The sequence below is a fragment of the Sphingomonas sp. AC449 genome (assembly GCF_979253475.1).
The window spans coordinates 63,717-89,012 of record NZ_CEEDCZ010000006.1 but is presented as its reverse complement, the minus strand read 5'-3'; the positions used below and the strand labels follow the sequence as shown (position 1 = coordinate 89,012).

The 25,296-nt window shown below is 68.4% G+C and carries 19 protein-coding genes; 6 read left to right on the top strand and 13 right to left on the bottom strand.

All coding sequences use genetic code 11. From position 1 onward, the window contains the following. Nucleotides 1-115: 115 nt before the first annotated feature. Complete coding sequence (locus AC0CH3_RS11830) at nucleotides 116-814, top strand: TetR/AcrR family transcriptional regulator (RefSeq protein ID WP_354303874.1); 699 nt, start codon at nucleotides 116-118, stop codon at nucleotides 812-814. Nucleotides 815-850: 36 nt separating this feature from the next. On the opposite strand, the gene AC0CH3_RS11825 is transcribed toward AC0CH3_RS11830, so the two are convergent. From AC0CH3_RS11825 to AC0CH3_RS11810, 4 genes are all read right to left on the bottom strand, one after another. Then, nucleotides 851-3,247 (bottom strand): FtsX-like permease family protein, encoded by a 2,397-nt coding sequence (locus AC0CH3_RS11825; protein ID WP_354303872.1) that lies wholly within the window; start codon nucleotides 3,245-3,247, stop codon nucleotides 851-853. Nucleotides 3,248-3,257: 10 nt separating this feature from the next. Further along, nucleotides 3,258-5,669 (bottom strand): ABC transporter permease, encoded by a 2,412-nt coding sequence (locus tag AC0CH3_RS11820; RefSeq protein ID WP_465237925.1) that lies wholly within the window; start codon nucleotides 5,667-5,669, stop codon nucleotides 3,258-3,260. A gap of 114 nt (nucleotides 5,670-5,783) precedes the next feature. Further along, nucleotides 5,784-6,464 carry an ABC transporter ATP-binding protein gene (locus AC0CH3_RS11815; protein ID WP_354303868.1) on the bottom strand — a complete coding sequence of 227 codons (681 nt, stop codon included), beginning with the start codon at nucleotides 6,462-6,464 and terminating at the stop codon, nucleotides 5,784-5,786. A 9-nt stretch (nucleotides 6,465-6,473) separates the two neighbouring features. Beyond that, nucleotides 6,474-7,757, bottom strand: a complete 1,284-nt coding sequence (locus AC0CH3_RS11810) for an efflux RND transporter periplasmic adaptor subunit (RefSeq protein ID WP_354303866.1) — start codon at nucleotides 7,755-7,757, stop codon at nucleotides 6,474-6,476. Nucleotides 7,758-7,883: 126 nt separating this feature from the next. On the opposite strand from AC0CH3_RS11810, the gene AC0CH3_RS11805 reads away from it, so the two are divergent. Next, nucleotides 7,884-9,116 (top strand): sigma-54-dependent transcriptional regulator, encoded by a 1,233-nt coding sequence (locus AC0CH3_RS11805; RefSeq protein ID WP_465237924.1) that lies wholly within the window; start codon nucleotides 7,884-7,886, stop codon nucleotides 9,114-9,116. Beyond that, complete coding sequence (locus AC0CH3_RS11800) at nucleotides 9,106-10,302, top strand: sensor histidine kinase (RefSeq protein ID WP_354303862.1); 1,197 nt, start codon at nucleotides 9,106-9,108, stop codon at nucleotides 10,300-10,302. The genes AC0CH3_RS11805 and AC0CH3_RS11800 overlap by 11 nt, the downstream gene beginning before the upstream one ends. 39 nt (nucleotides 10,303-10,341) lie before the next feature. Here AC0CH3_RS11800 and AC0CH3_RS11795 read toward each other — a convergent pair whose 3' ends face one another. The 3 genes from AC0CH3_RS11795 to AC0CH3_RS11785 form a co-directional block, all read right to left on the bottom strand. Then, nucleotides 10,342-11,226, bottom strand: coding sequence for a Brp/Blh family beta-carotene 15,15'-dioxygenase (locus AC0CH3_RS11795; protein ID WP_354303860.1), 885 nt, complete (start codon nucleotides 11,224-11,226; stop codon nucleotides 10,342-10,344). A gap of 145 nt (nucleotides 11,227-11,371) precedes the next feature. Beyond that, a complete protein-coding gene (locus AC0CH3_RS11790; protein ID WP_354303858.1) occupies nucleotides 11,372-12,139 on the bottom strand; it encodes a bacteriorhodopsin-like in 768 nt (255 codons plus the stop codon). Between the two features lie 250 nt (nucleotides 12,140-12,389). Beyond that, nucleotides 12,390-13,013 carry a LuxR C-terminal-related transcriptional regulator gene (locus AC0CH3_RS11785; RefSeq protein WP_082445865.1) on the bottom strand — a complete coding sequence of 208 codons (624 nt, stop codon included), beginning with the start codon at nucleotides 13,011-13,013 and terminating at the stop codon, nucleotides 12,390-12,392. A gap of 441 nt (nucleotides 13,014-13,454) precedes the next feature. On the opposite strand from AC0CH3_RS11785, the gene AC0CH3_RS11780 reads away from it, so the two are divergent. Further along, nucleotides 13,455-13,973, top strand: a complete 519-nt coding sequence (locus AC0CH3_RS11780; RefSeq protein WP_354303856.1) for a metallophosphoesterase family protein — start codon at nucleotides 13,455-13,457, stop codon at nucleotides 13,971-13,973. Nucleotides 13,974-14,017: 44 nt separating this feature from the next. Here AC0CH3_RS11780 and AC0CH3_RS11775 read toward each other — a convergent pair whose 3' ends face one another. Then, on the bottom strand, nucleotides 14,018-15,046 hold the full coding sequence (locus tag AC0CH3_RS11775) for a YncE family protein (protein ID WP_354303854.1): 1,029 nt from the start codon (nucleotides 15,044-15,046) through the stop codon (nucleotides 14,018-14,020). A gap of 159 nt (nucleotides 15,047-15,205) precedes the next feature. Here AC0CH3_RS11775 and AC0CH3_RS11770 point away from each other — a divergent pair, with 159 nt between their 5' ends. Together AC0CH3_RS11770 and AC0CH3_RS11765 are read left to right on the top strand one after the other, a co-directional pair. Further along, complete coding sequence (locus tag AC0CH3_RS11770; RefSeq protein ID WP_354303852.1) at nucleotides 15,206-15,985, top strand: SDR family NAD(P)-dependent oxidoreductase; 780 nt, start codon at nucleotides 15,206-15,208, stop codon at nucleotides 15,983-15,985. 53 nt (nucleotides 15,986-16,038) lie between these two features. Next, nucleotides 16,039-16,302, top strand: coding sequence for a hypothetical protein (locus AC0CH3_RS11765; protein ID WP_354303850.1), 264 nt, complete (start codon nucleotides 16,039-16,041; stop codon nucleotides 16,300-16,302). Here the strand turns inward: AC0CH3_RS11765 and AC0CH3_RS11760 are convergent. The 5 genes from AC0CH3_RS11760 to AC0CH3_RS11740 all read right to left on the bottom strand — a co-directional run bounded on the left by AC0CH3_RS11760 (nucleotide 16,278) and on the right by AC0CH3_RS11740 (nucleotide 25,182). Further along, nucleotides 16,278-18,677, bottom strand: coding sequence for a GH92 family glycosyl hydrolase (locus tag AC0CH3_RS11760; protein WP_354303848.1), 2,400 nt, complete (start codon nucleotides 18,675-18,677; stop codon nucleotides 16,278-16,280). The genes AC0CH3_RS11765 and AC0CH3_RS11760 overlap by 25 nt on opposite strands. Before the next feature lie 159 nt (nucleotides 18,678-18,836). Then, nucleotides 18,837-20,189 carry a sugar porter family MFS transporter gene (locus AC0CH3_RS11755; RefSeq protein ID WP_354303846.1) on the bottom strand — a complete coding sequence of 451 codons (1,353 nt, stop codon included), beginning with the start codon at nucleotides 20,187-20,189 and terminating at the stop codon, nucleotides 18,837-18,839. 135 nt (nucleotides 20,190-20,324) lie between these two features. After that, the gene (locus AC0CH3_RS11750) at nucleotides 20,325-21,362 is read right to left on the bottom strand and encodes a zinc-dependent alcohol dehydrogenase (protein ID WP_354304101.1); all 1,038 of its coding nucleotides are present in this window, start codon (nucleotides 21,360-21,362) and stop codon (nucleotides 20,325-20,327) included. 23 nt (nucleotides 21,363-21,385) lie between these two features. Continuing rightward, complete coding sequence (locus AC0CH3_RS11745; protein WP_354303844.1) at nucleotides 21,386-22,072, bottom strand: NAD(P)H-dependent oxidoreductase; 687 nt, start codon at nucleotides 22,070-22,072, stop codon at nucleotides 21,386-21,388. 242 nt (nucleotides 22,073-22,314) lie between these two features. After that, nucleotides 22,315-25,182 carry a TonB-dependent receptor gene (locus AC0CH3_RS11740; protein ID WP_354303842.1) on the bottom strand — a complete coding sequence of 956 codons (2,868 nt, stop codon included), beginning with the start codon at nucleotides 25,180-25,182 and terminating at the stop codon, nucleotides 22,315-22,317. Nucleotides 25,183-25,296: the final 114 nt, after the last annotated feature.

The following is a 25,296-nucleotide window of genomic DNA, read 5'->3' as shown; positions in this document are numbered from 1 at the left end:
ATCCCCTCCTGCGGCGCCCGCTTGATGCGCCCGGTATGATCCGGGTTGTGCGCCTTGGTTCCAGTCTATACTGAAACCTGAACCAGTATTCAACTTGTGTATCGAGGCAGACAGAATGGCGAAGGCGCAGGAGACGACGCCGTCAGACCCGGCGGTCAGCGGCGACAGCAAGGCCCCGCGGACCGAGCGTGGCCGCCGGACGATGCGCGCGATCCTCGACGCCGCCGCGATCGAATTCGGCGACAACGGGTTTCACCAGGCATCGATCAGCGACATCACGCGCCGCGCCGGCGTCGCGCTGGGCAGCTTCTACACCTATTTCGATTCGAAGGACGCGGTGTTCCGCGCGCTCGTCCGCGACATGTCGGACCAGGTACGCGATCAGGTCGCCCCGGCGATACTGTCCGCGCCCGACCAGGTTGCCGCCGAGCAGGCGGGGCTGCGCGAGTTCATCACCTTCGTCCGCCAGCACAAGGAGATCTACCGGATCATCGACGAATCCGAATTCGTCGATCCCGCCAGCTTCCGCCTTCACTATGCGACCACTGCCGACCGCATCACGCGCCGCCTGCGAAACGCCGCGGAGCGCGGCGAGGTCACGGGCGACGTCGGGGAGATCCACGGCTGGGCGATCATGGGGATGAACGTCTTCCTCGGACTCCGCTACGGCGTCTGGAGCGAGGACGGGACACCCGACGACATCGCCGGCGTCGTCGCGCGGATGCTGCGCGACGGCATCCTGCGCAGCCCCGCGGATCGCTCGCCGCCGGATACCGATCGTGGGTCCGAGCCACAGGTCCGCGACGTTCCGTAGCGCCGGCGGAGGGTCGAGCCTCCGACGGCGCCGGTCTCATTCGTGGCGCAGCGCACGCGCGGGCTCGCTGCGTGCGACGCGCCATGTCTGGCTGAAGATCGTCGCCACCGCGATACAGCCCGCAACCAGGATCGCCGCGACGAACAGCCACGGCGACAGCGCGACGCGGTCGTCGAACCCCGCCAGCCAGCGCTGCATCGCGATATAGGCGACCGGGACCGCGATGACCCCGGCGATAAGGACGGGCGTCAGGAACTGGCCGATCAACAGCGCCAGCACGTCCGTCGTCGACGCGCCCAGCGCCTTGCGGATCCCGATCTCCCGGATCCGGCGCGCGGTGTCGAACGCGGCGAGCCCATAGAGGCCGATACACCCGATCGCGACCGCGAGCACCGCGCCGATCATGAACAGCCGCGATCGCTGGACGTCCTGGCGATAGAAGGATTCGTAGAGTTTCTGATCGACCGTCACCGCGACCGGGGGCACCGCCGGCGCGATCCGGTGCCACAGCGTCTCGATGCGCGCGAGCACCGGCGCCGGATCGCCCGCAGTCCGGACGACCTGAACCGAGCGATAGCCGCCATCGGGCCGGTAGCTATAGGCCAGCGCATCGACCGGATCGCGCGGCGTGCCGAACCGCATGTCGTCGACGACACCGACGATCCGAACCGCGCCGGTATCGCGCGCTACCACCTGATCGATCGCATCCGCGGGGCGTGCAAACCCCAGCCTGCGGACCGCGGTGCGGTTGAGGATCACATTTGGCACTCGATCGGGCGGATCCTTGTCGCCATTGCCGATATCGAGCGCGAACCGGGCGGGATCGAACAGCCGCCCCGCGATCAATCTCGCGCGAAAGGTCTCGAAAAAGGCGTCCCCGACGGTGCCCTGGACGATCATCGGCGGCTCGCCGGTCGCCCCCGCGCGGTGCATCTTGCCGATCGCGAAGCTCCCGCCGCCGGGCACGATGCCGCTCGTCGTCACGGCCGCCACGCCCGGGATGGCGCGGATCGCGGTCGCAAGTTCGGTCCTCTGCGCCGGATCGAGCGCGCGGTCGCCAAAGCCGTTGACGAGGATCAGGCCATCGCGACCGAAGCCGATATCGGCATTCTGGACATGGCGGGCCTGCGCGACGAGCACCGCCGTGCCGATCATCAAACTCGTCGCGATCGCGAACTGCAGCACGACCAGGGCCTTGCGGACGCGGGCCCCGGTGCGGTCACCCCCCGGAGTCTGTGCCGCGGCAAGCACCCCGGCTGGCTGGAACCGCGAAATCACGAAGGCGGGATAGAAGCCTGCAAGCAGCGTCACGAGCACGACCAGCGCGGCAAGCGGCGGCAGGATCGATCGCGCGCCCCAATAGACGAGCGTTAGACCGGTCCCGCCGGTGGCGTTGACGAAGGGGAGCGCGATCTCCGCCAGCGTCAGGCCGACCAGCGCCGACAGCGTCACGGCGACCAGCGCTTCGCCAAGCAACTGGACGACCAGCATGCCGCGCGTCGCCCCCAGCACCTTGCGCATCGCGATCTCGCGCGCGCGCATCCCTGCCCGCGCAGTCGCCAGGTTCACATAGTTGAGCATCGCCAGCAGCAACGCGACCGCGCCCACGGTGCCGAGGACGGTCACGACCGTCCGGCTGCGCCCGTCCGCGAGATGCACGTCGGCGAGCGGCGTGATGTCCTCCGTCAGGAACTTGATGCTGTCCGCGTTGAAGCCCGGATCGGGGTGGCGACGGATGAAGGTGGCGATCCGCTGGGCACTCGCGGCATCGGGCAACGCGAGGAAGGTCGTCACGCCGTAGCCGGCGGATTGTTCGTCGGCGGCGGGCCGCGCGGGCATCGCCGCGAACATATCGCTGACATAGGTCGTGTTCGCGGGCAGGTTCGCGATCACCGCACCGATCCGGTAGACCGCGGGCTTGCCGTCGCGCGCGACCGTCAACGTTCGGCCCAGCGCGCTGGCCCTGCCGAAATAGGTCTCGGCGACCATGCGCGTGACGACGATGCCGTCGGGGCGTGCGAGCGTGCCCGCGACATCGCCCTCCAGGACCGGCGACGGAAAGATCCGGAAATAGCCTGGATCGACCAGCGCCAGCCTGGCGGTGGCGCTGCTCTGCCCCGTCACCACCGTGGCGGTGTCGTACGGTGTCATCCGCACGCCGACGAGCCCGGGAAACGCGGCCTTGAGCTGTGGCAGCAGCTCGGGCGACGAGGGGATCTGGATCCGCGGATTGCCCGGAAACTGGATGCTGCGCTCCACCTTCCACACCCGCTCCCATCCCGGCAGCACGCGGTCATAGCCCGTCTCGAACCGCACGAAGAGGAAGAGCACCAGGAACACCGCGATGCCCAGCGCGAGCCCGCCGATGTTGAGGATCGCATACAGCCGATGCCGGGTCAGCGATCGGTAGAGCGTCAGCAGTGCGGAATGCATGGCGATGATCCTAGTCGTGGCGCAGCGCGCGCGCGGGCTCGGCACGCGCGACGCGCCACGCCTGGCCAAACACCGTGGCGCTCGCGATCAGCACCGCGGCCAGCGACGCACCGACGAAGAACGCCGGCGACAGCGCGATCCGGTCGTCGAAGAATGCGAGCCACCGGCGCATCACGACGAACGCGATCGGCCAGGCGATCAGATTGGCGAGCAGCACCGGTCGCAGGAACTGCCCGATCAGGAGCGTCAGCACGTCCGCCGTCGATGCGCCCAGCGTCTTGCGGATGCCGATTTCCTTGACGCGCCGCGCGGTGTCGAACGCCGCCAGCCCGTACAGCCCGACGCACCCGATCAGGATCGCCAGCGCAGCCCCGATCGTGAACAGCCGGGCATTCTGGTCGTCGAACTTGTAGAGCTGATCGTACATGTTCTGCTCGACCGTGCGCGCGTCGTACGGAACCGCCGGGGCGATCCGTTTCCAGACGCGCTCGATCCGGTCGACCACGATGCGGGGATCGCTGCCGGTATAGCGCAGGCTGGCGAACGCGTCGGAGATGTCGCGGCGCGACAGAAAATACGCGCTTGGCGGCACGGGGACGCGCGGCGACTGGAACCGGATATCGCCAACCACGCCGACGACCATCAGCGATCCCTTGCCCTCGACCCGCTGGCCGATTGCGTCCTGCGGGCTGGCAAAGCCCAGTTCGCGCACCGCTGCCGCGTTGAGGATGACGTTCGTTCGGCGCGTGTCCGGATCTGCGCCGGCCTCGTCGCCACCGCGCGCGGGATCGAGCCACCGGCCCGCCAGCAATCGCGCACCATAAGTGGTAAAATAGCCCGGCCCGACGGTGATCGTCGTCACGGGCGGGCGCCGGTCGGGCGTTTTCGGACGGTGCAGCGTCGAACTGTTCGTCGAATTCTGGTCGCCCGGTGCATCGTCCGCCACCGCGACGCCCGAAATGCCCGGTAGCTTGGCGAACGCATCAAGCAGTTCCGCCTTCTGCGCGGGCGCCAGCGAACGATCCGCGAACGATCGGACGAGGACCAGTCCGTCGCGCTGGAAGCCGACCGCCGCATCGCGGACATGCGCGATCTGGCCGATCATCACGCTCGTTCCGATTGCAAAGGCGATCGCGATCGCGAACTGCACGACAACCAGCGCGGATCGCACGCGCGCGCCGGTCCGCCCGCCGCCCGGGGCGCGGGCCGAGGCGAGCACCGCGGCCGGCTGGAACGTGGCGAGGACGACGGCAGGGTAGAGTCCGGCGACGATGCCGACGGCGATCGTCAGCGGGACGAGCAGGATCAGCACGCCGTCCGCGCCCCAATAGTGCATCGTGGCCTTCAGCCCACCGCCGAACGAAAAGAACGGCAGCGCGATCTCGGCGAGCGCCAGTCCGATTAGCGCGGCCAGCGCGACGGTCGCGATCGATTCCACCAGAAACTGCCGCACCAGCATACGCCGCGTGCCGCCCAGCACTTTTCGCACGGCGACCTCGCGCGCGCGCAACCCGGCGCGCGCCGTCGCGAGGTTCACATAGTTCACGATCGCGATCAGCAGCGTCAGGACGCCGATCAGCCCCAGCGTCGTGACGAACGCGCGGTAATAATCGTAGCTCAACCGCATCTCTGACCGGGCCAGCAGCGTCTGGCGATATTGCCCCCCGATCATCGTCTCGCGGTTCTCGCCCGTCACGCGGCGTTTCAGGAAAGCGGGAAGCTGCCGTTCGAACACCCTGGCCGCACCGGCGTCGGGGAATTGCAGATAGGTCATCAACGACGTGCTGCCCCAATGGTCGAAATTCGCATCGGCGAACCGCGATCGGACGAGCGGCACGAACATCTGGCTGGTGATGCTTGTATTCTCCGGCAGATCCTTCAGCACCGCGCCGACGCGGTAGCGGTAGCGAACGCCGTTGAGCATGAGCGGCAGCGTCTGGCCGATCGCCGACCCGGTGCCGAAATACCGCGCCGATACGTCGCGCGTGATCACGATCCCGTTCGGGTCGGCGAGCGTCGTGCCGATGTTTCCGGCCAGCACGGGAAACGGAAACAGATCGAAGAATTCAGGGTCGACGGTCGCCAGCCGCTCCTTGGTTGCGGCGTCGCCCCTGAGGACGATCCCGGTGATACCGTTGTAGCGGGCGCCCTTCAGTCCGGGAAAGTCGCTCCGCAACAGGTCGAGCTCGCCACCGCTCGTATAGGGCATCGCATAGGGCGGATCCCCCGGGCGGAAATACTGCTCCTGCACGATCCAGACCTTGTCCCAGCCCGGCAGGCTGCGATCGAAGCTCCATTCGTTGCGCACAAACGTCGCCAGCACGAGGAACACCGCGATGCCGAGCGCGAGCCCGCCGATGTTGAGCAGCGCGAACAGGCGATGGCGCGTCGCCGAGCGATAGAGGCTGGTAAGGGCGGACATGGCGGGTCCTTCAGGCGTCGCCGGAGGGCTTGGAGGACGGCTTGGTCGCCGCGAGATGACGGACGAGCACAACCACGAGCAGCAGCAGCACGAGCGTCCCGAGCAACCGGCGCATCATGCCGCCCGCCGCGCGGACGACAGGATGCGACCGTCGAGCATGTGCACCGTCCGCTTGGCGATGTCGGCGTGCGACGGGCTGTGCGTGACCATCACGATCGTCGCGCCGTCCGCGTTGAGCTGGCCGAGGATGTCCATCACCTGCGCGCCGTTCTCCGTATCGAGGTTGCCGGTCGGCTCGTCCGCGAGGATGAGCCGCGGCTCGCCGACGATCGCGCGCGCGATCGCCGCGCGCTGCTGCTGCCCGCCCGACAATTGGTGCGGGTGATGCCGCTGGCGGTGTGCGATTCCGACGCGGTCCATCGCCGCCGCGACACGGTCCTTCTTCTCGCGCGTGGGCATGGTGCGATAGGCGAGCCCCAGCGCGACGTTCTCGGCGATCGTCAGCTCGTCGATCAGGTTGAAGCTTTGGAACACGAAGCCCAGCCGGTCGCGGCGCAGCCTCGCCAGCGCGGCCTCGGGCGCGCGCGCGATGTCGGCGCCCTCGAACAGATACCGCCCGTCGGTCGGCCGGTCGATCGTGCCGATGATGTTGAGCAGCGTCGACTTGCCGCACCCCGACGGCCCCATGATCGCGACGAACTCGCCCGCCTCGACCGCGAGGTCGATGCCGCCGAGCGCGGTCGTCTCGATCTCGTCCGAGGCATAGGTGCGGCTGAGGGCCTGTAACTGGATCATGATCGAATCCTATCGGATGAAAAGGGTCTGGAAGGGGGTGTAGGTGCCGAGCGCGGTCGTCACGATCCGCTCGCCGGGCGCGAGGCCGGAGACGATCTCGACCTGATCGGGATTGCGCCGGCCGGTAACGATCGCGCGCCTGACGGCCTTCTGGTCGCCATCCAGCACGAACGCGGTCGTGCCGCCCGCATCGAGCCAGCCGCCCGCGGGCGCGACCACCGCGGGCCGGTCCGCACCCAGCACCAGCCGCACGTCGAGCGTCTGCCCGCGGTTCAGTCCGCCCGGCGCCGCTCCGCGAAACCCCAGTTCGACGCGGAACCGGCCCTCGGTCACCTGCGGCAGGATCTTGATGACGGTCATCGGATAGCTGCGCCCGTCGATATCCGCCGCGGCGCCGAGCCCCGCGCGCACGCGCCCGAGATAGAATTGGTCGACATCGGCGGTCAGCTTCCACTGCCCCTCCGAATCGATCTGCCCGACCGGGTCGCCACTTTTCAGCGTCTGCCCGGGCTGGAGCGTGAACGCGGTGAGCCGCCCAGCGACGGGCGCGCGCAGCACCAGCGCGGACAGGCTCGCGCGGACCATCGCGAGGCTTTCGCGCAACTGGCGCGCGGTCGCGGCGATTCCCGACGCCTGGTCCGCCAGCGTCGCCCCCGCCTCCGCCGTCCCGCGATCGAGCGCGGCAACGCGCGCCTGCTGATAGCCGACGTCCTCGCGCACCGGATCGATCGCGGCGCGCGTGATGATCCCGCGGTCGAACAGCACCTGCTTCTGCGCGAGCAAGGTCCGCGCCTTGGACAGCGCGTTGCGTGCCTCGGCGAGGTCGCGCGCGCCGTCCTGCCGCGTGGTCTGCACCGACAGGCGCTGGCCGCTGATCGCGCTCAACTGCCCGACGATGTCGGCCGACCGGCTGGCGACGTCGAGTTCGAGCGACGGGTTGGACAGCTGCGCGAGCGGCGTGCCCGCGGCAACGCGCGCGCCGTCGCTCGCGGCCAGTGCGGCGACCTGCCCGCCCGAGATCGCGGTCACGAACACCGTGCGCAGCGGCGCGACCTCCGCGCGCAGCGGCACGAAATCGCGGAACGGGGCGCGCGTCACGTCGCCCGTCCGGATCGCCGCCGCGTCGACCGCCAGCGCGTTCGCCCCCGGCATCAGCAGCCACAGCAGCGCCCCCGCCGCGAGCACCGCCAGCGCGATCACGCCGCGCACGATCTGCCTGCGCCGCGCGGCATGCGGGCGCTCGATCCGCCGATCCATCGCGGCGCCGGCATTGGGCAGGGTCGTCTCCGTCATGCGGACACTGTACCGGACCGCGCGACGACAGCCTAAGTGGTTGATTTATCGTGATAATCGAACACGGCCGGCATCGACATGCAGCCAGACTGTACCGACTGTCCGTTTCCGGACACTATGTTCGCCATGTCAACCGAATCGCATATCCTCGTCATCGACGACGATCCCGACATCGCCAGGGCCGCCCGGCTGTTGCTCGAACGGCACGCGATGCGCGTGTCGACCGCGGCGGATCCGGAGGCAGCATGGGTGGTGCTGGCGGGGGCCGCGATCGATGTGATCCTGCTCGATCTCAACTTCGCGCGCGGGCGCACCACCGGCGAGGAGGGGTTCGCGATGCTCGACCGGCTGATCGCGGCGGATGCGCGTGCGGTCGTCATCGTCGTCACCGGGCATAGCGGGATCGCGGTCGCGGTCCGTGCGATGCGCAGCGGCGCCGCCGATTTCGTGATCAAGCCGTGGAACAACGAACGCCTCCTGACCACGGTCGAACGCGGCCTAGCGCTGCGCCGCGCGAAGCTCGAGACCGCGGCGACGCCACCGGTCACCGACGGCATCCTGCTCGGCGAAAGCGACGGGATCGTGCGCGCGCGGGCATTGATCGCGCGCGTCGCACCGACCGCGGCGCCGATCCTGCTCCTGGGTGCGACGGGCACGGGCAAGACGCTGATCGCGCGGCTGATCCATCAGGCCTCGCCCTTGGCGCACCGCCCGCTCGTGACGCTCGACGCGGAGGCCGCGGACGCTGCCGCCATCGCGGCGCGGACGACCGCCGCGGCGGGCGGGATGCTGGTGATCGACCATATCGACCGGCTGCCCCGCGCGCTCCACGACGTGCTGCTGCCCGCGCTCGACGGGATCCGCGTGGTCGCGACGACGCGGCTCGATCGCGTGGGCGTCCGGGGCGCGATCGGCGAGGACCTGCTCGACCGCGTCGGCACGATCGAGATCGCGCTCCCGCCGCTCGCCGACCGCGGTGGCGATGCGGTGCTGCTCGCCCGGCATTTCCTCGCGCTGTTCGCGCATCGCCATGGCAAACCGAACAGACCGCTCGACGCGGACGCCGCGCAGGCGATCGCGGCGGATCGCTGGCCGGGCAACATCCGCGGCTTGCGCCAGACGATCGAGCGCGCGGTATTGCTCGGCACCGGTGACGCGCATGCGATCGGCGACCTCATGCTGGCGCCCGATATCGCCGTGCCGCACGCGCTCGCCCCCGACCTGTCGCTGGCGCGCAACGAGGCGGCGCTGATCACCGCCGCGCTCGAGCGTCACGCGTTCAACGTCAGCCGCGCCGCCGCGCAGCTCGGACTGACGCGCGCCGCGCTGTATCGACGGATGGCGCGCCATGGCCTCTGACCGCGTCCGCGCCGCGGTGCGCGCACTGGTGATCGCCGCGGCGGGGGCCGGCGGGGCGTTTGCCGCGACGCGCGGGCTTTATGCCACCGCGCTGCTCGCCGCGCTGATCGCGGTCTGGACCGCCGCGCTGAACCTCGTCGATACCGCCCGGCAGCTGCCGCCGCGGCCATCTCCCCCTGCGCCCCTACTCGCCGACGAGGAGGATCGCAGGCGGCTTACCGCCTATCTCGACCTGTCGCCCGCCCCGCTCGTCGCGCTCGACGACGGCCGCCTGCGCGTCGTCAACCGCGCGGCGCGGCGTCTGCTCGGCGCGAGCGACCTCGTCGCGGATCCGCCCGCGGGACTCGTGACCGCGCTGTCCGATACCCGCCCCGGTCGCACCGCGACGATCGACATCAGCCACGACGCCGTCGTCCGCAGCTTCGCGCTGGCCACCGGCGATCTCGCGCTGTCGGGTCGGATGACGCGGATCGGCGCGCTGATCGACATCGATGCCGAGCTGAAAGCCGCCGAAGCCACCGCGCTTCGCGAGCTCGTCCAGGTGCTCAGCCACGAGATCGTCAACGCGCTCACCCCGATCGCCTCGCTCGCCGAGACCGCCGTGGCGATGCTCGACGATCCCGACCCGGCGCTGCCCAAGGTGCGCGAGGCGATCGAGACGGTGGCGCGCCGCGCCGCGAGCCTGCACCGGTTCGGCGAGAGCTATCGGGCGCTGGCGCGGCTGCCCGCGCCCGTCCCCGAGCGGATCGCGCTGACCGCGTTCACCGACGATCTGGCGGCGCTCTTCACGACGCGGTGGCCGGGTATCGCGTTCACGACCGACCGCGCGGACGCGCCGGCGCATCTGCTCGCCGACCCGGACCAGTTGACCGCAGCGCTCTGGGCGGTGTTGCAGAACGCCGCCGAGGCGCTCCACGACACACCCGATCCGCGCGTCACCTTCGCCGTCTTCGCACTGGTCGGCCAGACGCGGTTCGCGGTGACGGACACCGGTCCGGGGATCCCCGCCGGCGACCAGCCCGACATCTTCCGCCCCTTCTTCACCACCAAGGCGAAAGGCACCGGCGTGGGTCTCGCGCTCGCCCGGCAGATCCTCCGCGGCCATGACGGCGAGCTCCTGCTTGCCGCCTCGCGCCCCGGGGCAACGCGGTTCGAGGCATCGGTCCCTGCGGGTACGACCGGCTGACGCGCCGGCACCGCCGTGGCGACAGCGGCGTTCGGAGGTTCACGGCGCCGCGGTCTGGTCCTCAGCGCAGCACGCGACGGCCAGCCGTCGTTCGAGCCAGCGCGACAGCAGCAGATGCGGGACCGCCACCGACGCCAGCAACTGAAACGCCTGCGCGCCGAAGCTCGGGTCGAACCGCGACGGTGCGATGACGCGCACGCCCCACCAGCCAAGGATCGCGACGCCGGACAGCAGCGCCCCCGTCCCGAGCCACCGCGCGCGCGTCATGTCGCGCAACAGCACGCGCGTCTGCGCGAGGTGCCGCGGCGAATGGAGGAAGACGAAGAACAGCGCGAACCCCGCGACCGGCGGCAACATGATCAGCAGACCCAGACACACCGCCATTGCGCTCGCCCAGTGCCGGCTCCCCTGCCGCCATGCCAGCGCGATCCCGACCAGCGTCACCAGCAGCGCGACCGGCGCGATTGCCGTGACGATCCGCGCAACCACCGCCGCGCGCGGATCGCTCATCGCGACGAACACGCCCGATACCGCGGACGGATGCCCGATCGTCGCCGCGCCGATCACCGCCGCACCCGCGGCCACGCGCAACAGCGGCTCCTCGAGCATCGCCCAGTCCTCGCCGAAATGAACCGCGGCAACCGCGAGGAACAGGACCAGCGCCACCAAGGGCACGGTCAACCACAACGACACCATCAGCAGCGCGGTCGCGACATAGCCCCCAACCACCAATCCGACGCGCGCCAACCCGCCGCCCGCGAGCCCGCCGCCCGCGAGCCCGGCTCGCGACCGGTCCAGCGCGACCGCGCGCCGCAACAGCGCGATATCATAGGCGCCGTGCGGCAGCCCGCCGCCGATGAACACGATCGTCGCCGCCACGACCGCCGCCGGCTGTCCGAGCGGCAGCCCGAGCAGCGTCGCCACGATCAGCGCTGCCGCCGCGACCCAATAGGCCGGATAGACGACATCACCGCGCCGGGATGGGGCACGGTGACGGGATGACGCGCGTCGGTCCGATGACGCGCGTCGTTCGGATAACGGGCGGGGATGCGCAACGATCGTCACGGCATCACACGGCATAGCCCTTGTGCGCATCGGCCTCCGCCTCCGACTTGCGGACCGCGATCAGGAAGATCAGAATGCCCAGACCCGCCTTGGCGACGATATCCGCGATCGTGTAGCCGATCTGGATCGTCGTGGTGACGGTGCCGCCGGTCAGCCCGGCATAGGGCGCCATGTACACGATCGGGTAGAACCCCCATGACGCGAAGGTCAGCAGCCGGGCCTTGCGCACGAGCCCTTGCGCGGCGGCGGGCTGGTCGGCGATCGACTTGCCGAGCCCGCTGAACAGCTCCCACACGATATAGACGAACGGGATCGACGACAGCGTGCCCCACAGGACGCGCGTCGGGATATCCGCCGAGATTTCGCCCGGATAGCCCAGCACGATCATCAGTGCGGCCGCCGATCCCAGCCGCACCGCCTTCGAGCTGGTCTCCTCGCGCGAGAGCCGCATCACCAGCACCAGTTCGATCAGCAGCAGCGGCACGGTCAGCAGCCAGTCGACGTAGCGATACGCATCGTTGAACGCGAACGGCGTCGCGGTGACGACGCCGTTGCCGAAACTGTACGCGGCGATCCAGCTCTCGAAGATGCGGTAATAATGATAGGCCGCGATTCCGGTGACGAGGCCCGAGATGGTCAGCGCGGTCCGATACGCCGGCGCGACCTGCGACCGGCTCAGCCACAGAAACGCCGTTGCCGCCGCCATCGTCGCGAAGGTGAAGGAAAACGCGTTGTAGATCAGCGAATATTGAAAGGGTGTCACGATATCCATTGGAGCCTCCGTCGCATTGATCCGCGGCACGAGTGCGCCGGGCAGCCTGACGCGGGATGTCGCCCAACGATCATGAGGCGCCCTCCATCCCCCGGTACAGCGTCACACCCGCGCTGGATGGGAGCGGGTTCTCCCAGCCGCAGATCGCATGGCCCAGGGGCCACGACACCGCCGTTGTGACGACCAGCCTTGCGTAGAAGGCACCGGGATCGCGGGCGATACGGACTTTGTGCCGTATCCCCGCGCGCGCCTAAAGCCCCGCCTCGACCGCGAGCCGGATGAGGTCCGCCGTCGTGTGCAACCCGAGCCGGTTCATCAGGATCGCGCGGTGCATCTTGACGGTCTTTTCCGCCAGATCGAGTTCCGCCGCGATCTGCTTGTTGAGCAGGCCGTTCGCGACGAGCTGGAGCACCTGGCCCTGTCGCGGCGACAGCGCCTTGACCATTTCCGCCGCACGGATGCGACGCATGCTCGACGACGTCGCCGCTTCGGGCGCAATTTCGAGTTGCACGCCGAGGAAATACAGCAGCGCGTCATGCGTGTCATAGATCGGTGCGACCATGACGGCGTTGCGGAACGGCTCGCCACTGCGCTTGTAGTTCAGGATCTCGACGAGAACCGGACGATGCTCGCGCACGCCGCGCCGGATTTCTTCGGTCAGCCACGGCTCGGTCGCCGGACCCGAGAGGAACCGGCAGTTGCGCCCGACCACATGCTCCGCCGGATAGCCGGTCAGGTCGCAGAAGGCGGTATTGCAGGCGATGATCGGGTTGTCCGGCAACCGCGGATCGCTGATGACACAGGAAATCGGACTATCGGCGACCAGACGGAAATGACGATCCTGTTCGGGAAAGACTTCGGCCTGTTCTGCCATATCACCCGCCTCCCCGATTCCCGTCGCCATGCATACCGGCGTTGGAAGATCGTGGCACTCGAATTATCGCGTCGCCAAGGACAGTTTTCGGATCACCATGAATATTACCACCTTTACATTCGCGCAGCTTCGAGAATGCCCCGTGCCCGGGTGTAGTCGGCATTCCCCGATGACCGGCAGCGAGATAGACTGACGCAACACAGGTTATGAGATGTGAATTGATATAAATCAGGTCAGATCTGCTGCAGCCCTTCCCGACGACCTTGCCCCCCACGAACGCGAGGACGATGCCCGGGCCGTCATCGCGATCCGATACAGGCGCCGGGATGCAGTCCACGACACGCGCCGCGCACTGCCATCCGACGCGCCGCCCGCTGCCGGCGCGCACGCCGAAACACCCGGTCGCTCCGAACCTTTGTCGCCGGTGGCCGTTGACGGACGATGACCGAACCGTCTGAGCAGCAGGCGCAGATGCGCGTATTCTTCACCGCCGACACGCATTTCGGCGACCACCGCACGATCAACATTTCGCGCCGGCCGTTCGCGAACGCTGCCGAGATGGACGAGGCGCTCGTCGCACGCTGGAACGCCGCGATCGGCCCGGATGACGTGGTCTGGCATCTCGGCGACGTCGCGCGACGACCGGCGGACGTCGCCGGGCTGCTCGCACGGCTCAACGGCACCAAGCATCTGCTCCGCGGCAACAACGATCCCGACGCGACGCTCGCGGCACCCGGATGGGCGAGCGTCGCCGATTATGCCGAGATCGAGCTGGACGGCCGGCGGCTCATCCTGTGCCATTACCCGTTCCGGAGCTGGAACGGACAGCACCGCGGCGCGATCAACCTGCACGGCCACAGCCATGGGCGGCTGAAACCGGTGACGCGACAGTTCGACGTCGGCGTCGACGCGAACGGCTATGCGCCGATCCTGCTCGACCAGCTGCTCGCCCCCCGCTGATCGCGCCCGGTCGCGGTGCCGGCGTCCCGCGCAGACCTTGCCGGCTAGACGACGATCGCGGCGTCGGGCGCGGGTCCCGTGGCGAACGCCCCTGCGATCGCCCATGTGCGCAGATCGACGCGCACGACCTTGTCGTTCTCCAGCGAGGCATAGAGCATGTCGCCTGCAAGGTTCAGCCCCGGCGCCCCCGCCTCGAGGGCAAGCCGGTCCGTCTCGGCGAGCGTGACCGGATCGAGCCGCGACAGGCTCTTGTCCGCCACGTTCGACACGATCAGCCGGCCATCCGCCTGCGTCACGATACGGACCGCCTCGCCGCGCATCGGCCGCCGCGCGCGCGTCTCGAGCGTGTCGGCATCGAGCGCGTGGATGATCCCGCCGGGGCGATCGATGACGTAGAGCGTCCGCTCGTCCGCGCTCAGCGTCATCGCCTCGGGCGCGGTGCCGATCCGTTTGCGCACCGGCGCGACGCCCATGTCCTCGGGATCGACCATGATGACCGCGCCGCTCAGCGTGTCGGCGACATAGCAGCGCGTGCCGTCGCGCCGGATGACGAGGTAATGGCTGCGCGCACCGCCCACCGGGATCAGCCGCGACGGCGCGTCGTCCCGCACGGGATCGTCGAAGCGCGCGAGCATGCTGTCGGTCTCCGACAGGACATAGAGCCGCCCCCGCGCGTCGATCCGGACCGCGTGCAGACGACCGAAGGGCGACAGGTCGATCGTCCGCACGAGCGCACGCCGGTGTAGGTCGATGACCCAGACCTTGCTCCCGCCCGCGCCGGGCGCCTTCCAGCTCTCGACCCCGTAATGGCCGACATAGGCAAAGCGCCGTGCCGCATCCGCCGCGATCTCGTGCGGCTGCGTGCCGAGCGACAGCGCGCCGACCCGCCGGCCGTCGGGCAGCGCGTAAAAGGCGATACGGCCTGCGGTCTTCTCGATCAGCGCCAGCACGTCTCCGCGCGGTCCGCTCGGTTGCCCAGCCGCCTGCCCCACCGCGCGCGCGCCAAGCGCAAGCGTCGCGACCGCACTCCCGGCAAGCAGCCACAATCCCTGCCGTCGATCGATACTGGACATGATGTGTTCCTTCACCATCTGAAGCGATGAACGCCGGGGCGGTTCCGGAAACGACCGCGCGTGCAGCCAGCGGTTGATGGCAAGCGCGCCGCGCGGCTTTCCGCCTCCCCGTTCGTTCGCACGACACCGCGCCCTCGCACAGCAACAGGACCACGCCCCATGCAGATCGATCTCACCGGCAAACGCGCCATCGTCACCGGCTCCACCGAAGGCATCGGGTTCGCGATCGCCCAGGGGCTCGCCGCCGCGGGCGCGACCGTAGTCGTCAACGGCCGTACGCAGGCAAAGGTCGATGCCGCGGTCGCGCGGATCGGCGGCGCCACGCGCGGCGTCGTCGCCGATCTCGGCGATGCGGCGGGTCACGACGCGTTGCTTGCGGCCGAACCCCGGGCCGACATCGTCGTCAGCAATCTCGGCATCTTCCAGCCCGCGGACTTCTTCGAAACCGACGACGCGACGTGGGACCGCCACTGGCAGATCAACGTGATGGCGGGCGTTCGCCTCGCGCGCAGCTATCTGCCCGGCATGGAAAAGGCAGGCTGGGGCCGGTTCGTGCTGCTCGCGTCCGAATCCGCGTTCAACATCCCGGTCGAGATGATCCATTACGGCGTCAGCAAGACCGCCGACGTCGCGCTCGCGCGCGGCCTCGCCAAGCGGATGGCGGGCACCGGGGTGACGGTGAATTCGGTGCTGCCCGGTCCGACGCTGTCCGAAGGCGTCGCGGCGATGCTCGAGGACGAGCGCGCAAAGGGCGATCGCGCGATAGAGGACGTCGCCGCCGACTTCGTCACGGCGCATCGCTCGGGCTCGCTCATCCGCCGCGCCGCGACCGTCGAGGAAGTGGCCAACATGGTCGTCTATCTCGCCTCGCCGCTTGCGTCGGCGACCACCGGCGCGGCGCTGCGCGTCGATGGCGGCATCATCGACACGCTGATGTGAGGCACGGGGATGTAGGCGCGGAATATAAACGCAGGACCACGATCGCGGACGACATGGAAGCCTTCATCGCCGCGCTGGACCGGCTCCCGACCGGCTATGGCGAGGGATCGTATCGCGGCGTCCGCTGGGGCGCGACGCTGTCGGTCTCGGCGGATGCCAAACGCCGCTGGCTCTGGGGCGAGGCGTTGGACGGCAGCTTCACGGTCAGCTTCAACCTCTACATGCTCGCCGCCGGTCCCGCGCTGCGACCGTGCGAGATGCCCGCCGCGGACGTGATCGCGTTCGTGCTCGGCTACATCCCCGACGCCGCCGCCTGACTCTTCGCAATGCTGTCGACACCGGCGGCCGAGACGGTCGCACGCGTCGCCGATGGCGGCGCGTCTGCGGCAGCACTCCCCCACGCGGTGTTGGGCTTCGGTCCCATCACCAGCGCCAGCGTCGCCCCGTCGCGGATGTCCGCGTGGCTGAACCACGGCTTCGTCCACGGCCTCCCGTTGAGCGTCGCGGACTGGATATACATGTTGGCCGCCGAAGTGTTGCGCGCGACGATCTCGAGCATTTTCCCGTTCCCCATCGTCAGCCGCACCCGGTCGAAGATCGGGCTGCCGATGATGTACGCCGGCGTCGAGGGATCGACCGGATAGAAGCCCATCGCGCTCAGCGCGTACCACGACGAGGTCGATCCCTGGTCGTCCATGCCGGGATAGCCATAGCCCGCGGCATCGCTGCCATAGAGGTCAGCGAGCACGCGGCGGACGAGCGCCTGCGTCTTCCACGGCTGCCCGCTCCAGGCATAGAGATACGGCGCATGCTGGTCGGGCTGGTTGCCCTGGACATATTGGCCGATCAGCCCGGTACAGTCGCGGCAGATGCCCTTTGGCGCATAAGGCGTGGTGAAGAACGCATCGAGCTTCGCGTTGAACGCCGCGCGTCCGCCAAGCGCACCGATGAGTCCGTTCACGTCGTGCGGCACCAGCCACAGGTTCGACCAGCCCGACGCCTCCTTGCTCGCGAAGTTGTAATAGGGCTCGCCCGGGTCGAACGGCGCGATCCAGTTCCCATCCGCGGTGCGCCCGCGCATGAACCCGATCGACCGGTCGAACACGTTGCGCCAGTTCGCCCCCCGCCTGGCGAAGAACGCCGCGTCGTCGGTCTTGCCGAGCCGGCGCGCCAGTTGCGCGAGCGCGTGGTCGTCCCAGGCATATTCGAGCGTCTTGTCCATCCCCGCCTTGCCGCCCGCATAGGGCGGACTGGGATTGCCCGCGGGCACGATGTCGGAGATCCAGCCCTTGTCGGCATATTCCGCGAGATACCCGCGCGGCCCTTTCACGTCCGTCGCGTTCTTGCGCAGATAGGCATAGGCGTCGGCATAATCGAAGCGGATGCCGCGCTCCATCGCGCCGAGGTACATCAGCACCGCATGATCGCCGTGGAACGAGGTGTTCATGTACCCCCGCTCGCGCGCGGTCTCGAGCTCGGAGCGCATCGTCGCCGCGACCAGATCGGGCGCGACGAGTTCCAGCAGCGTCAGCTGGTTGCGCGCGGTATCCCAGTACGGCACCGGGCTGTAGCGGTCATACGCCATCACCGACGACCCCCCGTCTTGCCGCATCAGCCGTTCCCCCTTGCGCGCGATCAGCCGCGGGCTGGCGAAGGACTGGAACAGCGTCGAATAGAAGAGCTGGCGCTGGCGCGGCGTGCCGCCCGTCACCTTCACCTTGTCGAGCAACTGCGCCCAGGCGGCACGCGCGGCCCCGCGGACGCCCGCGAAATCCCAGCCCGGCTGTTCGGACCGCAGCCGGGCCTCCGCCTCGGCATAACTGTGGCCATGCGCCACCTTGACGAGCACCGTCTCGCCGCGCGGCGCCGCGAAATCGAGATAGCCGCCGGCATAGCTGCCAGCGACGCTGCGGCGTTTCGGCTCGACGTCCTTGTCGCCGATTCCCCATGCCGCACCGTCTCCGGGCGCCTTGCGGAAGGTGCCGAAACCGCTGAACGGCCTGGAGAATTCAGCGACGAAATAGGGGCCGTCGGCGGTCTCGCGATCGCCCTGCGGTGCCGACAGACCGCGGATCACATGGTCGCCCACCACCTCGATCGTACCGCCCGCACGCGGCAGGTTGATCAGCACCGCGGCACGATCGGTCTTGGGAAAGGCGAACTTCATGAGCCCGCTCAGGCGCGTCGCGGTCAGCTCGACCACGGTCCCGCCGTCCAGCGCGACCGAATAATAACCGGGCGCCGCCGTCTCGCGCGTCTTGTCGTAATGGACCTGCGTATAGGCCGGCGGGACCGTCCAGTCGCCGACCACGGGCATGAAAAGGGGCTTTGCACGCCCGCCATAGGTCGGCCCGCCGCCCGCGGTGAAGCCGATCATCGTCGCGTTCGGATAATGATAGGGCGTCGGGACGCCGAACGGATAGTTCAGCTCGATGTTGACGTTGACCGGCGCGACCTCGACGCCGCTGTGCGGTACGCGCGCCCCGGGTGACGTCTGCCCCGAATAGGCGGGCTCGCCCGGCGGCGGCGCGTTGCCGAGCAGATCGGCGCGGTCAAGCGGCGCGGTCCCGACCAGCGGGTTGGCTTCATCGACGGGTTCGCGGACGCCCCGGCCGGACTGCGCACCCGCGGCCACCGCGATCAGCGCGCCGCCGACCAGAAGGAGAATTCGGCAGGAACCGGAACGGATCATGGCGCGCGCCTCTCGTGTCTCGAGGGCGATGCCCCTCTCCCGTCGCGGCGTGCCCCGTCTCGATCGCGGAGCATCGCAGCGACACGAGGATCAAATAAGAAAAGCAATTTGTCAAATATGAACCTTCACGCCGCGCCGCCCCCGGCTCCTGCCGCCGTCTCAGTGCCCCCGCGCCAGATCCATGTCCTCGAGCGCGATCCCGTTCGTCTCGGGCATGACTTTCCAGACCCACAGGAACTGGAGCAGCATCATCGCGCCGAAAAACGCGAACACCCAGCCGCCGAGACGCGCGGCGAAGACGGGGAATGCCCAGGTGATCGCCGCCGCCATCACCCAGTGCGTCGTGCTGCCGAGCGCCTGGCCCTTGCCGCGTACCGCGCTCGGGAACACCTCGGAGATGAACACCCAGATCACCGCGCCCTGCGACACCGCGAAGGCGGCGATGAAGCCGAGCAGCCCGATCAGCACCAGCGTCCCGTCGGGACGGTCGCCGGCGAGCTGCACGCCGACGAGGAACAGCGCCGCGGCGGTCAGCACCGACCCCATGTACAACAACGGCTTGCGGCCGAACCGGTCGATCAGGAACAGCGCGAGGATCGTGAAGACGAGGTTCGTCCCGCCAACCGCGATCGACTGCAGCAACGCGGAATCGGCGCCCGCACCCGCCAGCTCGAAGATCCGCGGCGCATAATAGAGCAGCGCGTTGATCCCCGAGAGCTGGTTGAACATCGCGATCGCGATCGCGCACGTCACGGGTACCGAATAGGCGCGCTGGAACAGCCGTGGCGCCGACGCCGCGGGGGTCCGGGTCGCCGCCGCGTGCATCTTCGCGACCTCGCCGGCGGGATTGGCAAAGCCGAGCCGCGTCATCACCGTGCGCGCCTCCTCGTCGCGCCGCTTCCCGACCAGCCAGCGCGGACTGTCGGGCAACAGGAACGTCACCGCGAGGAACAGCACCGACGGCACCGCGACGATCCCGAACATCCACCGCCACGCGGTATCGGCGGGGATCAGCCCGGCAATGATGTAGTTGGACAGGAATGCCAGCACGATCCCCAGCACGATGTTGAGCTGGTTGAGCGCCACCAGCCGGCCGCGGAACCGCGCGGGTGACACCTCGGCGATATAGACCGGCGTGACCACCGACGCCGCGCCGATCGCCAGACCGCCGAGAAAGCGGAACGCCAGCAGCACCCCCCAGCCCGGCGCCAGCCCGGTTCCGAGCGACGAGACGACATAGGCGATCGCCACCGCCAGCAGCATCGGCTTGCGCCCGAACCGGTCGGCGGGCGCGCCTGCACACAGCGACCCGATCACCGTACCGATCAGCGCCGATGCGACCGTGAAGCCGAGCGCGCCGTCGCTCAGCACGAACTGGCTCTGCAACGCCGCCGTCGTTCCGGAAATGACCGCCGTGTCGAACCCGAACAGAAGACCGCCAAGCGCCGCGCCGGCCGCACTCAGGATCATCGCCAGCGTCACACGGCTTTCGGCCGCCGGATAGTCATGCATGCATCGCGCTTTCGTTCGGATGGGAGGCTTGCCGCCATGCTAGCCGGTTGATTCTCCGTTGTCGCATGGCGAACGACCCCGCCCGCCCGCCCGGCCGCACGCATCGATGGTCCCCTGGCACGACGATGATCGGGGTCAGCTCGGGCTGCCGAAATCGAGGACGACGCGCGCGGCGACGTTACCGTGGTCGAGCCGGTCGAACACGGCGTTGATCGCCGACAGCGGCTGGCGTTCGATCTCGGCCCTGACCTTGCCGTCGGCGGCAAAGGCGAGCGCTTCGGCCATGTCCTTCCGCGTGCCGACGAACGACCCGCGGACCGTGATGCAGGCCGCCACGACGTCGAACAGCGGCAGCGGAAAGTCGCCCGGCGGCAACCCGACGAGCACGCACGTGCCATGCCGCCGCGTCATCGCGACGCCCTGATCGAACGCGGCGAGCGACGGCGCGGTGATGAGCACGCCGTGCGCGCCCCCGCCGGTGACGGTCTTCAGCGCGCCGACCGGATCATCCCCCCGCGCATCGACCAGCGCTTCGGCACCAAGCGCCCTCGCATGCGCCAGCTTGCCGTCATCGACGTCGACCGCACAGACGCGCAGCCCCATCGCGCGGGCATATTGGACCGCAAGGTGCCCGAGCCCGCCGATCCCCGAGATCGCGACCCATTCGCCGGGCCTGGCGCCGGTTTCCTTGAGCCCCTTGTAGGTCGTGACCCCCGCACAGATGATCGGCGCAGCGTCGATCGCCGACAGCCCGTCGGGAATGTGCGCGACATAGTTCGGGTCCGCCAGGATATACTCGGCAAAGCCACCGTTGCGCGTGTAGCCGGTGAACGCGATGTCGGGGCAGACGGTCTCCCAAGCCGACAGGCAATATTCGCAGTGCCCGCACGCCGAATACATCCACGGCACGCCGACCCGGTCGCCGAGCGTGACGATGGTGACGCCCGCACCGACCGCGACGACGATGCCGATCCCTTCATGCCCCGGGATGAACGGCGGGACCGGCTTGACGGGCCAGTCGCCGCGGGCGGCGTGCAGATCGGTATGACACACCCCGCATGCCTCGGTCCTGACGAGGATCTGGCCGGGGCCGGTCGACGGCGTCTCGCATTCGCGAAGGACGAGCGGCTGGCCGAAGGCCTCGACGACGGCAGCCTGCATCCTGCGCGGCACCACGGGTGCGGTCCGGGGCACCGTCACTGCGCCACCTGCCGCACGAGGTCGGGATCGTGCATCAGCGCCTCGTCGCCGAACGCGACCTGCGCGCAACTGCGCCGCGCCTGCGTCTGTACGTCGCGCAGACAGACGTCGGCGGCGTGGCGGCCAAGATCCGGGGTGATGTGATCGAAGCGCCGGTGCTCGTGCGACTGCATGCCGAACGCATGGACCAGATACGCGTCGAGCACGCTTCGCAGCCCCTGCTCCTGCCCTTCCTCCTCGAGCCAGACGTTCGACGAGGCGGCCGTCGTGAAACTCAGCAGGCGTTTGCGGCCGAGCAGCGGGTCGCGCACCTGCCGCCGCACGGCTTCGGGTGTCACGCCGGCGCCGAAGACGCGTTCGATATAGCCCTTCATCATCGCCGGCGGCGACCCGAACCAGATCGGATAGATCAGCACGAACAGGTCGGACCCGGCCAGCAGCTCGCGTTCTGCGGTCACGTCGGGCGCGCGCCGCGGGTCGGCAAGCGTCGGCCGCTCGTCCGCCTTGAGGACCGGATCGAACCGCATGGCATAGAGATCGCGCAGCACGACGTCCTGCCCGGCGGCGCGCACCGCCTCGCAATAGCGCGCGGCGATGGCATGGTTGAAGCTGTGCGGATCGGGATGACACAGGATGACGGCGTGTCGCCCGCCCCTGCCCGGGGCCTGCTCGTCTACGCTCATCATGCTGTCCGATCATCCGTGCGGTGCAAGGAAATACCGGAATACGCGCGCAGCGGATGCGCGAAGACCCTCGGAAACTACGCAATGCGGTTGCGCCGCGGTCAGGCCGCCGGCGGGGGACCAGTTCGTCCGGGATCGACGACGAATGTGGCGATCATTGCGATCATGACGCGACCCCGGCAAGCCGGCGGTCGGGCGTCACGGTCGGCCTGACCGCCGCGACGCCGCCCCTCGTCAGACCATCAGAACTTCGCGCGGATGCCGAAATTGTAGCGGCTTCCCGTTTCCTGCAGCAGCAGGAACCGCTCCTCGATCGCCGACCATTCGTGGATGCGACGGTTGAGAACGTTCACGCCCTGAACATAGACCTGGAAATTGGGCGTGACATCATAGCCCACGTTGAAATCGAGCTGGCCATAGGCCGACCGGTTCCGCGGCCGCGACTGATCGGACCGGCAGGCGCGCAGATAGTCGGAGCGCCAATTGTACGAGGTCCGCGCCGAGACGCCGTATTTCTCGTAGAACACGCTCCCGTTCGCCGAATGCGGTGAAAGCCCGTTATAGCCGCAGTCGTAATCGCTGAGCGAGATGTCGCGATTGGCCTTGCTCTCGACATAGGTGTAGTTGCCGGCGACGCCGAAACCCGATGCGAAGCCCGGAAGCCAGTCGAGCGCATATTGCGCGCCGATCTCGACACCGCGGATATAGCCCGACTGGCCGTTGCGCGTGCGCGTATCCTGGAACGTCCGCCCGAAGCGCTGCACCGGCAGCGTCTGCAGCTCGAGGAAGTCGCTCAGGTCCTTGTAGAACCCGCCCACGCTGATGTAGCTGACCGCGGACAGATACCATTCGAGCGACAGGTCGTAATTGTTCGACTTGAACGGCGCGAGCGACGGGTTGCCGCCCGAGGAGAGCGGGACGGAGACGCGACCGCCAAAGCTGTTGTCGACGCCAAGGTCGGTCAGCGTAGGCCGGGTGATCATCTGCGAGAACGCGGCACGCGCCAGCAGCTTTTCGGTCAGATTGTACCGGATGTTGGCCGATGGCAGCGCGTTGACGTAACTGTTGCGCACCGTCACCGGCGTCGAGGGACCAAAGGTATATTGCAGCGTGTCGTCGCCGGGCGTCGTCGCGATGCCGATGACGGGAAGGTCGAACCCGCGCGACATCGTCTGCGTGCGGATCACGCGGACGCCGGCATTGCCGCTCCAGTTCTCGCCGCCGAACTGCATCGAGATATAGCCGGCGAGAAGCTTCTCATCGACATTCGACAGCGACCCGAGATTCTCGCGCACGCCGTAGGGCCCGCCTGGCAGTGCCAGCAGACGCGCCGCCTCGGCGGCCTGCTCGGCGGCGGTGCGGCCCTGACGCGGCCGGGCCAGATTCGTCGGGTCCGACAGGAACGCGATGATCGCCTTGGGGTCGTAGGTGATGAACCCCGCGGGCGCATTCTGGCTGCCCGAGACGCCCGACAGGAAATCGTCGAGCTGGAACGGGCTCAGCAACGACGGGTCGATCGGAATGTCGTAGCCGCAATAGGCGCAGCCGCCGTCCGTATTGTTCCGGAACCGACGCAGCTTGTTGCGCTCCGAATAGGAGAAGCCGATCTTCACCGCCTGCAGGACGCTGTCCCGCACCTTGAAGTCGCTGTCGATATGGTATTCCGACCCCTTGTCGCGGACGGTGTTTAGCTCGGCGCCCGTGTAATGCGCGCGCATCAGCGACGGATCGGTGATGTTGCCGAAGTTCGACGCGCTCGGCACGTCGTCGCCGGGATTGAGATCGAACCGCGGTGCGGATTGCGCGAGCGAGCCGACGACGACGAAATTGGTCGGGTTGCGCTGTTTCGCGCGCGTCGTCGACGCGTCGAACCGGATCTCGGCATCCTCGGTCGGGTTCCATTTGAGGTTCCCGCCGATCTGATAGGTCTGCGTCAGGCGATCGTTGAGATTCACGATATTGTCGTTCTGCGACAGAGAGACGCGCGACGCGAGCAGTGGATTGTTGGCGATGAACTGCGTGCCCGGACGGTTGAAGCCCGTCGCGCTATTCGTGTCGTCGACGGTCAGCCCGATATACGGCGCGGAGTAGAAATTCGCGAAGATGTTGCGGTTCGTATAGACGTTGAACTTCGAATAGATGCCGTCGACGGTCAGCAACAGCGTGTCGGTCAGCTTCGCCTGAAGCGCGCCCGCGACGTTGATACGTTCGCGCCGGTCCTTCTGGCGGACGAACGCCAGGTTCTGCGGCACGTTGACCGAACCCGGCGTCGTCACGATCGCCGCGGGCGTCAGCCCGACCGAGTCCGCGTTGCCGTTGATCACCGACTGCGGGCCGAACAGCCATCCGTCGGTCTGCGTATAGTCGAGCTGGCTCTTGCGGTTGGTGTAGGATCCCGACAGCACGATGCCGAGCGTCTTCGCGTCGTTGGTCAGCGAGGTCACCGCCGACAGGTCCGGGCTGAACTTGTCGCGCAGCTTGTCGTAGATCGCGCCGGCCGACGCCGCGACATGGAAGCCGCTCCGCCCGTCCAGCGGCCTTGCCGTGACGATATTGACCGTCGCGCCGATCCCGCCTTCCTGCAGTTCGGGCACGCTCGACTTATAGACGTCGGTCCGCTGGATCATGTTGGACGACAGCACGTCGAACGAGAATTCGCGGCCCGGATTGTCGGTCGCCATCACGCGACCGTTGACGAGCACCGTGTTGAACTCCGGGCCAAGCCCGCGGACCGTGATGAACTGCCCCTCGCCGCCCGAGCGGTCGATCGCCACGCCGGTGATGCGCTGGAGTGATTCCGCGATGTTCGCATCGGGAAACTTGCCGACGTCCTCGGCCGAGATGCTGTCGACGATCAGATTGGCTTCGCGCTTCGTCCGCGCCGACGACGTCAGGCTACCGCGGATACCGGTGACGACGATGTCGTCATTGCTGGTCGTCGTCACGTCGTTCTGGCCGACCTCTGCCGAGGGCGGGGTCGGATCCTGCCCGGCAACCGAAGGGTCCTGCTGGACCGACCCCGGTGTCGGGTCGGTGACCTGTTGCGCGAACGCCGGCACGGCCACGGCAAGCGCCGTCACGAGCAATCCGGCTCTGAATGGTAGCGCCATGCAATCCCCTCCTGTTATGATCGACGTCAACCACCTGCGTAATTATCTTACGTCAATGTGTCTGCGCGGAAACAATGAAAAGGAAATTTGCCTTTGTCCAGCAATCATTCGGAA